Below are 14789 nucleotides of genomic sequence, written 5' to 3' on the forward strand. Positions count from 1 at the left end.
CCGTCGGGGGTGGTGACCGACGGCAGGAGCGGAACTCATCGGCGGTTCGGCAAGATTTTTTTCCGGCGTCTCCGGGACGGTGCCGGATCAGGTGTCGTACGCCTGGATCCGGCGGCCGTGGCCGCGGTCGACCAGGGCGGGCAGCCGCTCCCCCAGTTCCTCCACCACGGCCGGGACGTCGAGGGTGAGCAGCTGCCGGTCCCGCATGAGGACCCGTCCGTCGACGATCGTCGTGCGCACGTCGGCGGAGCGCGCACTGTGCACGAGGGTGGCGGCGAGGTCGTGCACGGGCTGGGTGTGCGGGCCGGTGAGGTCGACGAGGACGATGTCGGCCCGCCGCCCCGGCGCGATGCTGCCGACCGTGTCACCCAGCCCGACCGCCCGGGCGCTCTGCAGGGTGGCGTGGTGGAGGGCCTGACGGGAGGTCAGCCAGCGCGGGTCGCCCTCGGTGGACTTCTGGATCAGGGAGGTGAGGGCCATGGACTCCCACACGTCGAGGGAGTTGTTCGAGGCGGCGCCGTCCGTGGCGAGTCCGACGGGGATCCCGATGTCCCGCAGGGCGCGCACGGGTGTGGTGGTGGGCCAGGCGAACTTCAGGTAGCCGCGCGGTGCGGTCGCGACGGCCGTACGGCCTCCCGCGCGCGCGAGGAGGGGCAGGTCGGACTCGACGATGCCGGTGCCGTGCGCGATGAGCACGTCGGTGTCGAGGATCCCGGTGCGCTCCAGGACCTCGATCGGGGTGACCCCGTGCCGGGCGAGGCTGGTGTCGGTCTGGTCGCGGTTCTCGGCGGCGTGCAGGTGCACCGGCAGGCCGTGGTCGCGGGCGAGGGCGGCGGTGGCGGCGAGGTCGGCCTCGTCCACGGTGTAGGGGGCGTGCGGGGCGAGGGCGGTCGTGATGCGCCCGCCTGCCGTGCCGCGGTGCCGCAGCGCGAACTCCAGGGACTGCTCCCGGCCTTGTGCTCCCTGGGAGGAGAAGTACGCCTGGCCCAGCAGCGCCCGCATCCCGCACTCGGCGACGACCGCGGCGACGGCGTCCATGGCGAAGTAGTGGTCCGCGAAGCAGGTCACGCCCCCGCGGATCATCTCGGCGCACGCGAGCCGGGCGCCCAGCTCCACGTCCCGCTCGGTGAGGTTGGACTCGACGGGCCAGACGACGTCGTTGAACCACTCCTCGGTGGGCAGGTCCTCCGCGAGGCCGCGCAGGGCGGCCATCGGCGCGTGCGTGTGGCAGTTGATCAGTCCGGGCAGGGCGGCCTGTCCGCGTGCGTCGATGCGTTCGGCGGCGGGGAGTCCGTCGACGGCGGCGGCGGTCGTCACGGAGTCGACGACCCCGTTCCGTACGACGACGGCCGCGTCCTCGGAGAAGCCGATGCCTTCCCGGTCGTCGTGGACGAGCACGGTGCAGCCGGTGATGACGAGATCGGCGGGGTGCGTCATGCCGCCAACGTACGGCAGCGCGAACCGCCCCGGCCGGCTATCCGGCGAGCGGCTGCCCGGGCAGGCGCGGCCGCCCCAGCCGCTCGCGCCGCTCGGCGAGTTCGTCCCGCAGTTCGGCCAGCCGCCTCACGTGCCGGGGCGTGAGCCGGCCGGTGTCGTCGAGGTGCACGGCGCAGGCGGTGGTGGTGTCGACGAGACGTTCGAGGACGGCCGCGACCTCGTCGGCGCCCGTGGAGTGCCGGGCCAGGGAGGGAAGTTCGGCGGCGGCGAGGGCGATGGCGGAGCGGGCCTCGGCGAGCGCGCGGTAGGCCTCCCTGCGCAGCGTCCAGCGGGTGGCCCGGTCGTCGGCCCCGTCCAGTACGTGGGTGAGGTAGGCGTGCGCGGCACCGCCAGCGGCGGCGAGCCGGGCGCGGACGCCGCCGCCGCGCTGCCCCGGCATCGGCAGGTGCCCGACGAGCAGCACGATCGCGCAGGCCAGCAGGGTCTCGCCGATGCGGCCGGCCGAGGCCTGGGGCTCTCCGCCGACCATGACCAGGGCGAGGACGAGGACGGTGACGACGGCGGTCTGCGCGGCGAAGTGCCGGGCGGCGACGGGGAGGAGGGCGCCGCTGACGGCGACGAGCGCGACGAGCCCTTCCGGCCGTGGCAGCACGGCGGCGAACCCGGCGAAGACCAGCGCCCCGAGCACGGTGCCGGCCGCCCGGCACAGCACCCGGGACGCGAGCGGCCCGAGGTCGGGCTTGACGAGGAAGACGGCGGTGGCGGGCAGCCAGTACCAGTGCTGGTGCTGCCCGTACCAGTGACCGTGGTGCAGGGCCTGGGCGACGGCGGCACTGGCCCCGAAGCAGAGGCCCACGCGCAGTCCGTACTCCCGCCCGCCGGCCCCCAGGACCGTGCGCAGCACGGCGCGCGGCGACCGCCTGCGGGTGTGCAGGTCGCCGCCCCCGCCCTGGTCGAAGGCCACGGCGGCGTGCAGCAGGGCGTCGTCGAGGGCGCGCAGGCCCGGGGCCGAGCGGTCGGGCGCGGGCAGCGGCCCGGTGTGGGTGCCGCCGCGTACGGCGGCGGCGAGCCGGCGGGGCCCCGCACCGGCCCGTGCGGGCACGGGCTCCCCCGCCCAGGCGAGCGCGGTCGCGGCCTCGGCGAGGGGCAGCGCGGCGGCGTACTGGGCGTGCAGCCGCCGTTCGGCCGCGGACGAGGCGTGGCGCCGCAGCCGGGGTCCGGACAACGCGTCCTGGGCGTGGTCGAGGGCGGCGGTGAGCGCGGCCCGGCGGGTGACGGCGTGCTCCGTGCCGGCCGCGTCGAGGAGCGCGGCGACGGCGTCGTACACGTCGGCGACGGCCGCCCGCTCCCCGTCGAACCGGAAGCCGAGCCGCAGGTCGCCGGTCAGCGAGCCGGGCGTGGGCAGGGCCAGCCGCAGCGCGAGCAGCCATCCGGCGCCGGCGAGGAAGGCCAGAACACGCTGCCACCCGGGGTCGGGCAGCGGCATCCCGGCCCCGACGGCGGTGGCGACCAGCAACTGCGTGCCGGTCGCGGAGGCCACGGGCCCGGCCGCGCTGACGGCACCGGCCGGCAGACCGATCGCGGTGAGGACGAGGGTCAGCGCCAGGGCTCCCAGGTGCTGCCCCGCGTACGTCCCGACGAGCAGCCCGGCCGCCCCCGCCAGCGCGGGCACGCCGATCCGCTTGACGGAGGCCCGCCTGCTGCCCGGCCGGTCGTTGATCCCGGCCAGCATCGCGGCGATGGCGGCGACGACACCGAGGGAGGCCCGCCCCGCGACCAGGGCGGCGACCAGCAGCGGCCCGGCGGCCAGCGCACCCCGCGTGACCGCGTTCCAGGGGACGGGCCCGCGTTGGGCACGCAGGGCGTGGGCGAGCCAGGGCGGAAGCGGGAGGGACACGGCACGCGCGAGGCGGGACACGGGGCTCGGCCTCCTGTCGTCTCGTCGAGGGCGGGGTGAGCCATCGGGCGACGGTGGCCGGGCTGTGGTGTGGACGGTGTCCACCGTAACGGGCGTTCTTGGAGGGGAGGGAACGGGCGTGTTTCCGGGGTGTGACGCCGGGCCGGAGATGTGTGGGCGCTCCTCATGGGCGCGTCCGCCACGGGGGCTCCGGCACGGACGCGTCCGGCTCGGGGCGCCTACGGCTGCCTGGCCGCCTCCACGGCCGCGCCGAGCATCCCCTCGGTCTCCGTGATCGCCCGGGTCAGCGCCTCGGGCTCCGGTGTCAGATTCGCCATCAGGGTGTCGACGGCGCCCAGGCCAGCGCGTTCGACCATGCGCTTCTCATTGGTGACCCACTCACCGCGTGCCGCCAGCACCGCGTGGGCCGCCTGTGTCGTGGCGAGGGCGATCGCGCCGGCGACCTGGGTGAGGGCGCCCTTGGGGGCGTGGCCGGCCTTGGCGTAGGCAAGGGTGGCCACGGCCGTGCCGTGCCAGCGTTCGGGGGCGGTGGCGCGCAGGGCGTCCGGGTAGGCGGGGCGGGGCAAGTCGCCGCGCAGGACCTCGTTGATCGCGAGTTCCGCGACGACCAGGTACGTCGGGATGCCCGCGAGGTGGAACATCAGCGGCTCGACGCCGAACCGTCCCGCCTGAGCCTCCGTCACCTCGTGTTCCACGACGTCGAGGTCGCGGTAGTGCACGTCGACCCGGCGTTCGTCGATCGTCAGCCAGGCACCGCCGTTGAAGACGCCGCCGCCCCACGCGCCGATCTCGGAGACCTCGCCCGGCCAGCCGACCGCACGGAGGTCGGCCGGGTCGAAGGCGCCCCGGTAGTAGATCGCCAGGTCCCAGTCGCTGTCGGGACGGTGGGTGCCCTGGGCCCGGGAGCCGCCGAGAGTGACCGCGCGGACGGTGGGCAGGGCGGCGAGACGGTCGGCGGTCGTGTCGAGGAAGACCTGGTCCGAGAGGGAGGGCACGGCTGCGGGCTCCTGGCGGTCGGGGGCTGGCCACGCAAGCCTACGCAGGCCCCGTGAGGGGTGATTGTCAGTGGCGGGCGTTATCAATGAAGCAGTCACGGAGCGTAGCCACGGTTGGACAGGGGGAGGTCGTGATGACGGCACCGGAGAGCCATGGCAGGCAGGGGCGCGAGTACATCTCGGCGGCCGGGCTGCGGGCCAGGGGCTGGACCGCCGGGCTGGTGCGCCGGCTGCTCGGTGAACCCGATCTGCTGCGTACCCGCCCGTACGGCGGCTCTGGCCCGCCGACTCGTCTGTATGCCGTCGAGCGGGTGGAGGCGGCGGAGCGCGACGCCGCGTTCCGGGCCGCGTCGGCGGCTGCCGCACGCCGGTCCGCGGCGGCCGACGCGACCGCTCGGCGCAGACGGCGGGTGCTGTCGGCTCGGATCCCGGCGCAGAAAGGAGCCCGGTCCGAGGGAGGAGTCCCGCCGCAGGCAGGAGGGCAGGCGGATGGGCCGTCGGGAAATTCGGATGCGGTGGTCGGTGGAGGAGCGGACGATCGGGGCGTCGGCCGCTCGCCGTCCCCACCGTCCCAGGAGCCGCCTTGATCCCGCGTGTCACCGTTCCCGGTCTCGTCGTCGTGCCCCAGGAGGTGCGTCCGTGAGCCGGGAGGTACCGGTCGTCCTGCGGCGGGCCACGGCCGCCGATGCCCGTGCCGCGGCCGACGTCTGGCTGCGCTCCTTCGCCGCCGCGCTGCCCACGGTCGTCAGGCCACGCTCGGACGACGAGGTACGCGCGTACTTCCGGGACGTCGTGGTGCCGTCGCGGGAGACCTGGGTCGCGGATGCGGCGGAGGCGGACGGCGACGGGGACAGGAACCGGGACGGGGACGGGATCGTCGGGGTGATGGTGCTCGACGGCGACGTGCTCTCGCAGCTGTATCTGGATCCCGGCCGGCGCGGGCGCGGCATCGGCGACCGGTTCGTCCGGCTCGCCAAGGAGCGCCGCCCTCGGGGGCTGAGCCTGTGGACCTTCCAGGTGAACAGGCCCGCCCACCGCTTCTACGAGCGGCACGGATTCGTCGCCGTGGAGTGGACGGACGGGCGTGGCAACGAGGAACGGGAGCCGGACGTGCGGTACGTCTGGCGTCCCTGATCCGGCGCCCGCCCTTGGTGGCTCGGCTCAGCCCACGTCTCCCCGGCGTGCGGCGTACTTGTCCGTCGCCGCGACGAGCAGCTCCGTCACACCCGGCGCGCTCGCGCTGTGCCCGGCCTCGTCCACGATCAGCAACTCGCTGCCGGGCCAGCCGTGGTGGAGCCGCCAGACGGTGCCGAGGAGGTTCCCCGGGTCGAGTCCGCCCTGGACCAGGGTGCCGGGGATGTCCTTCAGCAGCGGGGCGTCGCGCAGCACGACACCCTCGTCGTTGCCCTCTCCCAGGAAGTGGTCGTTGCCCCAGTAGTGCGTCACCATGCGCGCGAAGCCCATGCGGAACACCGGGTCCTCGTAGCGTGGCACCGAGCGGGGCGGGGCCGACGCGATGGCCGTCTCCCAGTCCGTCCAGGCGCGCGCCGCCCTCTCCCGCACCCGGGGATCGGGGGACTCCAGCAGACGGTTGTAGGCGGCGGCGAGGTTCCCGTCCCGTTCGTCCTCGGGGAGCGGGGCCAGGAACTGTGCGAACGCCTCCGGGAAGAGCTTCCCGAGCCCCTTGGTCATGAGCGTGACCTCGGGGTTCGAGCCGGTCGCGACCGCCGTCAGCACCAGCTCCGTCACGGCGTGGGGGTGGGTCTGGGCGTAACGCAGCCCGAGCACCGATCCCCAGGACACGCCCCACACCAGCCACCGCTCGATGCGCAGGTGCCGGCGCAGCAGCTCCAGGTCGGCCATGACGTGAGCCGTGGTGTTGACGCTCATGTCGGTGTCGTAGGCGCTCGCGTGCGGTGTCGAGCGGCCGCAGCCGCGCTGGTCGAGCAGCACGATCCGGTACGCGGCGGGGTCGAAGTAGCGCCGGAAGTTCGCGCTCGCGCCGGACCCGGGCCCTCCGTGGAGCACCACCGCGGGCTTGCCGGACGGATTGCCGCAGGTCTCCCAGTGGATCCGGTTGCCGTCTCCGACGTCGAGCATGCCGCGGTCGTACGGTTCGATCTCGGGATACAGGCTCATCCGGGCACGCTAACGGCCCTGCTGCGGTGCCGTCCCCCCGTTTTCGGCCGGCAGGCCGGCCGTCCGTGCCGCCTCGCCCAGCACCTCCCGGAGCATCGCGGGCGTGAGCCGGCCGGTGAAGGTGTTGCGCTGGCTGACGTGGAAGCAGCCGAAGAGGTCGAGTCCGTCGAGGCGGACCCGGGTGCCGTGCGCGAAGGCCGGCCGGGGTCTCGGCAGGCGCCATCCGGCCGCCGCGAACGCGGGCAGCGCGGCCTGCCAGCCGAAGGCGCCGAGGACGACCACGGCGCGCAGCGTCGGCCGCAGCAGCTTGAGCTCCTGGACGAGCCACGGCCGGCAGGTGTCGCGCTCCTCGGGCGTGGGCTTGTTGGCGGGCGGCGCACAGTGCACCGGCGCGGTGACGCGCACGCCGTACAGTTCCAGGCCGTCGTCGGCGCAGACCGCGGTGGGCTGCGATGCGAGGCCCACGTCGTACAGCGCCTGGTACAGCACGTCCCCGGAGCGGTCGCCGGTGAACATGCGGCCGGTGCGGTTCCCGCCGTGGGCCGCGGGAGCGAGGCCGACGATCAGCAGGCGGGCGTCCGGTGGGCCGAAGCCCGGCACCGGCCGGCCCCAGTAGGTCCAGTCGGCGAAGGCCGCCCGTTTGGTGGCGGCCACCTCCTCCCGCCAGGCGACCAGCCGCGGGCAGGCCCGGCACCCCGCGATCCGCTGGTCGAGTCCGGGGAGGCCGCTGGTGTCCATTCCTCCACCGTAAGACCAACCGTAAGACCACCGACCGGGCCGTCGGCTGCCTCTTCCCTCGGCCATCCGGCGCGCCTGAGGAGACCGGGGAGCTAAGGTCGGGGGCATGGCTTCCGAGCATGACCAGGACAGGGACGACCGGGTGAGCGGCCCACGGGGTTCCGCGGCCGGGGCGGCCGGGTCGAACCCCGCCGAGCAGGCCGCTGAGACGGCCGCCGGGCAGGCCGCTCCTCAGGCCACGGACCCGAAGATCGCCGCGGCCATCGCCGCCGCCGAGGCGGCCCGGCCGCAGCCGGGCGAGACCGTCCGCGTCGACAGCTGGATCTGGGCCGTCCGCCTGATCAAGACCCGCTCCCTCGGCGCCACCGCCTGCCGGGGCGGCCACGTCAGGGTCAACGGCGAGCGCGTGAAGCCCGCTCACTCCCTGCGCGTCGGCGACGAGGTGCGCCTGCGGCAGGAGGGCAGGGAGCGGATCGTCATCGTCAAGCGGCTGATCCGCAAGCGCGTCGGTGCCCCTGTGGCCGCCCAGTGCTACATCGACAACTCCCCGCCGCCACCGCCCCGCGAGGCGGTCGCCCCGGCCGGCATCCGCGACCGGGGCGCCGGCCGCCCGACCAAGCGCGACCGGCGTGAGCTGGAACGCCTGCGTGGTCTTGGCGGCCCGGGTGGACTGGGTGGCCTGGTTCAACCCGGCCACCCCGGGCAACCCGGACAACCGGCCCGCCGGAGCCGTCCGGGCCGCCCCGGCAGCTCCGCAGGAAGCTGAGGGCACCGGTCACGCGCGTCGGCGGACCAACCGGAGCAGCTCCGCGTTGTGCCGGCGGCGCGCCCAGGCGATCACGAGGAGCGGCACGATCAGGATGACGGGCGTCGCCGCGTTCTCCCCGTCGAAGACGGTGAGCTGGACGACGAACGCACCCACCAGCAGTGCGCTCAGCGCCATGGCCGCCACCGACTGCAGCACCGGGACCAGCAGGGCCACCGCCCCGGCCAGTTCGAGGATGCCGATGACGTACATGCCCGCGCTGCCCCAGCCCATCTCGTCGAAGGTCTCGGCCGCCGAGGAGTGGGCGATCAGCTTGGGCAGGGCGCTCGCTGTCCCGAAGAACACTGCGAGGAGGACTTGGACCCCGCGCAGCGCGATCCGGGCGCCCCGGCCACGGGGGGACGTGGCGGAAGCGGCGGCGCTGGTGGTCCGAGCGGCGGTCTGGGACATGGGGATCTCCTGGGGAAAGCGGTCCGTGCCGTGTCGCAGGTAGGACCGCCCCTCGCCCCCGAACTCATCGCTTCCCGCCGAGGACCTCGGTCACGGTTCCTAGCCCGCCGGCACGGCCCGCACCCATATCCGGTCCTCGGTCAGATACCGGTCCACCTTCAGGCCCGCCTCCGCGAGCGCCTCCTCGAACTGCTCCTTCGTCAGTGGCCGGGCCCGGAAGGTCTGGGTCCAGACCGCGTCCGGGAACTCGTACTCCGCGTGCACCGCGTGCACACCGTCTCCCACCGGTTCCGACGACACGATGCGTACGGTGAAACCGCTCGGGTCGACCCGCTCGCGCGGCAGGTCGGTGTGGTAGTCCTCGCCCTCCCGCTGGATCAGCACACAGCCGTCCTCCGCGACATGCCTGGCACACGTGCGCAGCAGCCCCCGCCGCACCTCGGCGTCCCCGGTGTGGACGAGGAACGAGGCCAGCATCACCACGTCGAACCTCTCGCCCAGGTCGAGGTCCTCGATGGCGCTGCGTATCGTCCGTGCGCCCCGGACGTGCTCCAGCATCTCGGCGGACTCGTCGACCGCCGTGACCGTGAACCCCCGCTCCAGCAGCGGACGGGTCACCCGGCCCACGCCGCTGCCCAGCTCCAGGATGTGCGCGCCCGCGGGCACGGCGCCGGCGACGATGTCCGGCTCGTCCCCCACCGGCAGCCGCGAGTAGAGCTCGACCGCGCAGCCGTCCGGGGTGATGGCTCCGGGTCCCGTCCCCTGGTGTCCCTCTCGCATTTTCAGCTCCATGCCCGTCCAACGGGCCGTCCCCGCACGCCCGTTCCCACCCGAGCCCGATTCACCCGACCGAGTGAACGCCCGTCGGCCTGGTTCAGAGGAGTACGTTTCCCACAGGAGGGGTTGTCGAGTCCATCGAGTCCCACGGGAGGGGTGAACGAGGAAGCGGTGATCCCCCGATGCGTACGGGAAGTGAACCGGCGACCGCGCGCAGTGCCCTGCGGGCACGTTTCTGGCTGTGCGTGTGGGGGCTGGCCTGGGCGGTCTTCGGGACCACCGCCTTCGCGCTCGCCGGGCGGCCCGGCTGGGCCGCCGCCTGCGGCGCGCTGTGGCTGGTGGTCACGATCGACATGGCCGTGATCCTCCGGCACATGCGCCAGGGCCCGCATTACCAGCCCGGCCCGGGCATCCCGCCGTACCGGCCGCCGCGGAACCGGCCGTAGACCTCCACGCCCGGCCGCCGCGCACCCGGCCGTAGACCCCCGCACCCGGCCGCCACGCACCCGGCCGTAGACCCGTGCCCGGCCATGCCGGGCCACGCCGGCACGGCACGGCGATCAGGAGTCGAACCGGGCCTGCTCCAGGTACTGCGGGTTGGGGTCGAGGGCGGCCGCCAGGCGGAAGTGGCGCCGGGCCTGGTCGGGGCGGCCCTGGCGTTCGTAGGTGCGGGCGAGTGCGAAATGGGCGAAGGCGTTGTCCGGCTCGCGTTCCAGCACGACGGTGAACTCCAGCTCGGCCGGTCTCAGCTGTGCCGCCGCGAAGAAGGCACGCGCACGCAGCAGGCGCGCGGCGGTGTTCTCCGGGTGCGCGGCGATGACTCCGTCGAGCAGCTTCACCGCGCCCCGCGGGTCCCGCGCCGCGAGCAGTTGCTCGGCGGCACGGAAGTCGATGACATCCGTCTCCGGAGTACGTCCGGTCGAACCGCTGGTCTCGGGCACGGCTAGAGTCCTTCCCTCACTGGCAGGTTTCAACGCCCGCGCGTGGGGGGCTATTCCTGCGGCGACAGGCAGTGAGGTGCTCAGTGTGACCCGTGTGCCCTGCGGGTCAGTTCCGCCCAGACCTCCTTCACGCGGCGCCGCAGCTCCTCCAGCGGTACGTCGTTGTCGATGACGATGTCCGCGATCTCCCGGCGCTGTTCGCGGGTCGCCTGGGCGGCCATGCGCGCGCGTGCGTCCTGCTCGGTCATGCCGCGCAGCCGTACGAGCCGGTCGAGCTGGGTGGCGGGGTCGGCGTCCACGACGATCACGAGGTCGTACAGCGGTGCCAGGCCGTTCTCGGTGAGGAGCGGGACGTCGTGGACCACGACGGCGTCCTCGGCCGCGGCCTCTTCGAGCTCGCGGGAGCGGGCACGGACCAGGGGGTGCACGATCGAGTTCAGCACGGCCAGTTTCTCGGGGTCGGCGAAGACGATCGAGCCCAGTCTGGGCCGGTCGAGGCTGCCGTCCTCGGCGAGCACTTCCTCGCCGAACGCCGCCACGACCGCGGCGAGCCCGTCGGTTCCCGGCGCGACGACCTCGCGGGCGATCCGGTCCGCGTCGATCAGTACGGCGCCGCACTCGACGAGCAGCCGTGACACCTCGCTCTTGCCGGCGCCGATCCCGCCGGTCAGGCCCACCTTCAGCATGAGCGGAAGCTTAGGGCCTGGCGGTGGCGAGGCGTCCGGGTGGGCGCCTCGCGGATGTCAGGCCTCGCCTTCGCGCTCCGCGAGGAAGCGCTCGAACTCACGTCCGATCTCGTCCGCGGACGGGATCTCGACCGGTTCGGCGAGCATGTTGCCCCGGGTCTCGGCGCCCGCGGCGGCGTCGTACTGGTGCTCCAGGCCCTGGACGAGCGCGGTCAGTTCCTCGTCGCCCTCCCGGACCTGCCGGTCGATCTCCGTCTGGGTGCGGTGGGCGTCCGTCCGCAGGGAGTGCGCGACGCCGGGCAGGACCAGTCCGGTGGCCGCCGTGATGGCCTCCAGGGCGGTCAGGGCCGCGTCCGGGTACGGGGAGCGGGCGATGTAGTGCGGCACGTGTGCGGCGATGCCGAGCACGTCGTGTCCGGCCTGCAGGAGCCGGTACTCGACCAGCGCCTCCGCGCTGCCGGGCACCTGGGCCTCGTCGAAGGGGCTGCGGTGGCCCGGGACGAGGTCGGTGCGGTTGCCGTGCGGGGTGATGCCGACGGGGCGGGTGTGCGGGACGCCCATGGGGATGCCGTGGAAGTTGACGGACAGGCGCACGCCGAGCCGCTCCACGATCTGCCGTACGGCCGCGGCGAAGCGCTCCCACTCGACGTCCGGCTCCGGGCCGGACAGCAGCAGGAAGGGCGCTCCGGTGGTGTCCTGGACGATCCGCACCTCGATGGCGGGTTCCTCGTAGCCGGTCCAGGTGTCGCGCTGGAAGGTCAGCAGCGGCCGACGGGCCCGGTAGTCCACGAGCCGGTCGTGGTCGAACCGGGCGACGACCTGGTGGGGCAGCGACTGGAGCAACTGGTCGACGATCTGGTCGCCGGTCTCGCCGGCGTCGATGTACCCGTCGAAGTGGTAGAGCATGACCAGGCCGGCCGACTCCTGGGCGAGCGCCATGTCGACGACGGCCAGGCCCTTCGGCTCCCATGCGTACAAACCCTGCGGATCAAGCACAGTGACCGCTCCCCTCCTCGTTGTCGCTACTCACAACACGTGTGCCGACCGGGGCATTCCCGCGCGGGCCCCGGTTCAGCCTTCCGGTGATCACCCTCCCGGACCGCCGGCCGACGTCCCCCGACCGGTCGGCCTCCCGGGACCCGCCGCCCGCGGACACGCCGAGGGCCCGCACCCCGGGAAGGGTGCGGGCCCTCGGTTCACGAGCTACCGCTCGATGAGGAGCTCCTGCTCAGCGTGCGCTCAGCTCTGGCCGCCGGCCAGCTTCTCGCGCAGCGCGGCCAGCGCCTCGTCCGACGCCAGGGCGCCGGACTGGTCGCCGCCCTCGGAGGAGTACGAACCGCCGGTCGCGGCCGGAGCGGCGGCCTCGCCACCCTCGGCAGCGGCCTGGGCGTCCGCCTCGCGGGACTTGATGACCTGCGCCTGGTGCTGCTCGAAGCGCTGCTGCGCCTCGGCGTACTGGCGCTCCCACTCCTCGCGCTGCTTCTCGTAGCCCTCGAGCCAGTCGTTGGTCTCGGGGTCGAAGCCCTCGGGGTAGATGTAGTTGCCCTGGTCGTCGTAGGACGCGGCCATGCCGTACAGGGTCGGGTCGAACTCGACGGCCGTCGGGTCGGCGCCGAAGGACTCGTTGGCCTGCTTCAGGGACAGCGAGATCCGGCGACGCTCGAGGTCGATGTCGATGACCTTGACGAAGATCTCGTCGTTGACCTGGACGACCTGCTCCGGGATCTCCACGTGGCGCTCGGCCAGCTCGGAGATGTGGACCAGACCCTCGATGCCCTCGTCCACGCGGACGAACGCACCGAACGGAACCAGCTTCGTGACCTTGCCGGGCACGACCTGGCCGATCTGGTGGGTGCGGGCGAACTGCTGCCACGGGTCTTCCTGGGTCGCCTTCAGCGACAGGGAGACGCGCTCGCGGTCCATGTCGACGTCGAGGACCTCGACGGTGACCTCCTGGCCCACCTCGACGACCTCGGACGGGTGGTCGATGTGCTTCCAGGACAGCTCGGAGACGTGGACCAGACCGTCGACGCCACCCAGGTCCACGAAGGCACCGAAGTTGACGATCGAGGAGACCACACCGGAACGGACCTGACCCTTCTGGAGGGTCGTGAGGAACGTCTGGCGGACCTCGGACTGGGTCTGCTCCAGCCAGGCACGGCGGGACAGGACCACGTTGTTGCGGTTCTTGTCCAGCTCGATGATCTTCGCCTCGAGCTCCTTGCCGACGTACGGCTGGAGGTCGCGGACACGGCGCATCTCGACCAGGGAGGCCGGCAGGAAGCCGCGGAGGCCGATGTCGAGGATGAGACCACCCTTGACGACCTCGATGACGGTACCGGTGACGATGCCGTCCTCTTCCTTGATCTTCTCGATGGTGCCCCAGGCACGCTCGTACTGGGCGCGCTTCTTCGAGAGGATCAGGCGGCCTTCCTTGTCCTCCTTCTGGAGGACCAGGGCCTCGATCTCGTCGCCCACGGCGACGACCTCGTTCGGGTCGACGTCGTGCTTGATCGAGAGCTCGCGGCTCGGGATGACACCTTCGGTCTTGTAACCGATGTCGAGCAGGACCTCGTCCCGGTCGACCTTCACGATGACGCCGTCGACGATGTCGCCGTCGTTGAAGTACTTGATCGTCTCGTCGATCGCTGCGAGGAAGGCTTCCTCGTTACCGATGTCGTTGACCGCTACCTGCGGGGTGGTGGCGGTGGTCTCGGTGCTGCTCGTCATGTGGGAAAGGGCTCCGGTACGGACATTGAAGTCGTAGGTACTGCTTACGCCGGGAGCCCGTTTCGCTCTGCAGAAGCCGGACAGCCAAGGAAGCGCCCCACCGATCACCGGTGTTGCGCCTCGACAACCGAGGGGACATACAACAGATGCGAGCGCAGCCTGCTACGTCTGAGGTGCGCAGGCCCGCAGCGCAACTTGTAGCATACGGGGGCAGCCGGGCAGGGTCAATGCGCGAAGCCGCACACCCGGGGCGGATCGCCGCATTCCCGGCACAAAAGCCGTCCCCCGAGGCCACGCGGGCCCCTCGGCGTCCCTTCCGCGACACCCGGGAACCGGCTGTACGGAGAGCCCGCAGACTAGTACGAGGGAGCCGGTCATCCAAGAGCCCGAAACGTCCGCGCACGAAGCCCACGAACCGGAGGCCACCCGGCGTGCCGCCGGGGTCACGGAGAGCGCCCGGGCCAACCGGGGCTGGTGGGACCGCAACGCGGACGAGTACCAGACCGAGCACGGCACCTTCCTCGGCGACGACCGCTTCGTGTGGTGTCCCGAGGGCCTGGACGAGGTGGAGGCCGAGCTGCTCGGCCCCACGGAGGAGCTGAAGGGCAAGGACGTCCTGGAGATCGGCGCCGGCGCCGCCCAGTGCTCGCGCTGGCTGCTCCGCCAGGGCGCCCGTCCGGTGGCCCTGGACCTGTCGCACCGTCAGCTCCAGCACGCGCTGCGCATCGGCGGCTCCTTCCCTCTGGTGCAGGCGGACGCCGCGGTGCTGCCCTTCGCGGACGGCTCCTTCGACCTGGCCTGCTCGGCGTACGGGGCGCTGCCCTTCGTCGCCGACCCGCGGCTGGTGCTGCGCGAGGTGCGGCGGGTGCTGCGGCCCGGGGGCCGCTTCGTCTTCTCCGTCACGCATCCCATCCGCTGGGCCTTCCCGGACGAGCCGGGCCCCGAGGGGCTGTCGGTGTCCGCCTCCTACTTCGACCGTACGCCGTACGTCGAGCAGGACGAGGAGGGCCTCGCGGTCTACGTCGAGCACCACCGGACGCTCGGCGACCGGGTCAGGGACGTCGTGACGTCTGGGTTCCGGCTGGTGGATCTCGTGGAGCCGGAGTGGCCGGACTGGAACACCTCCGAGTGGGGCGGGTGGTCACCGCTGCGCGGGCATCTCATCCCCGGGACGGCGATCTTCGTGTGCGAGCGGGACTGAGTCCCCTCCGC

Annotated in this window: 15 protein-coding genes; 4 read left to right on the forward strand and 11 right to left on the reverse strand. The window is 73.1% G+C overall.

Annotated features, from left to right (window positions below; genetic code table 11):
• Positions 1-87 precede the first annotated feature (87 nt).
• The 3 genes from H0H10_RS11575 to H0H10_RS11585 form a co-directional block, all read right to left on the reverse strand.
• The gene (locus tag H0H10_RS11575) at positions 88-1437 is read right to left on the reverse strand and encodes an amidohydrolase (protein WP_188180811.1); all 1350 of its coding nucleotides are present in this window, start codon (positions 1435-1437) and stop codon (positions 88-90) included.
• A 37-nt stretch (positions 1438-1474) separates the two neighbouring features.
• Positions 1475-3355 (reverse strand): FUSC family protein, encoded by a 1881-nt coding sequence (locus tag H0H10_RS11580; protein ID WP_188180812.1) that lies wholly within the window; start codon positions 3353-3355, stop codon positions 1475-1477.
• 218 nt (positions 3356-3573) lie between these two features.
• Positions 3574-4350, reverse strand: coding sequence for a nucleotidyltransferase domain-containing protein (locus H0H10_RS11585; protein ID WP_188180813.1), 777 nt, complete (start codon positions 4348-4350; stop codon positions 3574-3576).
• A gap of 639 nt (positions 4351-4989) precedes the next feature.
• Here H0H10_RS11585 and H0H10_RS11590 point away from each other — a divergent pair.
• Entirely contained in the window at positions 4990-5484 is a 495-nt protein-coding gene (locus tag H0H10_RS11590; RefSeq protein ID WP_309141773.1) for a GNAT family N-acetyltransferase, read from the forward strand.
• A 27-nt stretch (positions 5485-5511) separates the two neighbouring features.
• Here the strand turns inward: H0H10_RS11590 and pip are convergent, their stop codons facing one another.
• Positions 5512-6489, reverse strand: a complete 978-nt coding sequence (gene pip, locus H0H10_RS11595; protein WP_188180815.1) for a prolyl aminopeptidase — start codon at positions 6487-6489, stop codon at positions 5512-5514.
• Positions 6490-6498: 9 nt separating this feature from the next.
• Complete coding sequence (locus H0H10_RS11600; protein WP_188180816.1) at positions 6499-7227, reverse strand: uracil-DNA glycosylase; 729 nt, start codon at positions 7225-7227, stop codon at positions 6499-6501.
• Positions 7228-7333: 106 nt separating this feature from the next.
• Here H0H10_RS11600 and H0H10_RS11605 point away from each other — a divergent pair, with 106 nt between their 5' ends.
• Entirely contained in the window at positions 7334-7993 is a 660-nt protein-coding gene (locus H0H10_RS11605; RefSeq protein ID WP_223179738.1) for an RNA-binding S4 domain-containing protein, read from the forward strand.
• A gap of 9 nt (positions 7994-8002) precedes the next feature.
• Here H0H10_RS11605 and H0H10_RS11610 read toward each other — a convergent pair whose 3' ends face one another.
• Positions 8003-8443 (reverse strand): DoxX family protein, encoded by a 441-nt coding sequence (locus H0H10_RS11610; protein WP_188180817.1) that lies wholly within the window; start codon positions 8441-8443, stop codon positions 8003-8005.
• Between the two features lie 99 nt (positions 8444-8542).
• Positions 8543-9223, reverse strand: coding sequence for a class I SAM-dependent methyltransferase (locus tag H0H10_RS11615; protein ID WP_188180818.1), 681 nt, complete (start codon positions 9221-9223; stop codon positions 8543-8545).
• 179 nt (positions 9224-9402) lie between these two features.
• Between H0H10_RS11615 and H0H10_RS11620 the strand changes: the two genes are divergently transcribed.
• On the forward strand, positions 9403-9666 hold the full coding sequence (locus H0H10_RS11620) for a DUF6343 family protein (RefSeq protein ID WP_188180819.1): 264 nt from the start codon (positions 9403-9405) through the stop codon (positions 9664-9666).
• 114 nt (positions 9667-9780) lie between these two features.
• On the opposite strand, the gene H0H10_RS11625 is transcribed toward H0H10_RS11620, so the two are convergent.
• The 4 genes from H0H10_RS11625 to rpsA form a co-directional block, all read right to left on the reverse strand.
• A complete protein-coding gene (locus tag H0H10_RS11625; protein ID WP_188180820.1) occupies positions 9781-10161 on the reverse strand; it encodes a tetratricopeptide repeat protein in 381 nt (126 codons plus the stop codon).
• A gap of 80 nt (positions 10162-10241) precedes the next feature.
• Positions 10242-10847 (reverse strand): dephospho-CoA kinase, encoded by a 606-nt coding sequence (gene coaE / locus H0H10_RS11630; RefSeq protein WP_188180821.1) that lies wholly within the window; start codon positions 10845-10847, stop codon positions 10242-10244.
• Positions 10848-10904: 57 nt separating this feature from the next.
• Positions 10905-11843 carry a PAC2 family protein gene (locus tag H0H10_RS11635; RefSeq protein ID WP_188180822.1) on the reverse strand — a complete coding sequence of 313 codons (939 nt, stop codon included), beginning with the start codon at positions 11841-11843 and terminating at the stop codon, positions 10905-10907.
• Between the two features lie 243 nt (positions 11844-12086).
• Positions 12087-13577 (reverse strand): 30S ribosomal protein S1, encoded by a 1491-nt coding sequence (gene rpsA, locus H0H10_RS11640; protein WP_188180823.1) that lies wholly within the window; start codon positions 13575-13577, stop codon positions 12087-12089.
• A gap of 376 nt (positions 13578-13953) precedes the next feature.
• Between rpsA and H0H10_RS11645 the strand changes: the two genes are divergently transcribed.
• Complete coding sequence (locus tag H0H10_RS11645) at positions 13954-14778, forward strand: class I SAM-dependent methyltransferase (RefSeq protein ID WP_188181047.1); 825 nt, start codon at positions 13954-13956, stop codon at positions 14776-14778.
• Positions 14779-14789: the final 11 nt, after the last annotated feature.

It is taken from the genome of Streptomyces griseicoloratus, from assembly GCF_014534645.1.
GTDB lineage: Bacteria > Actinomycetota > Actinomycetes > Streptomycetales > Streptomycetaceae > Streptomyces > Streptomyces griseicoloratus.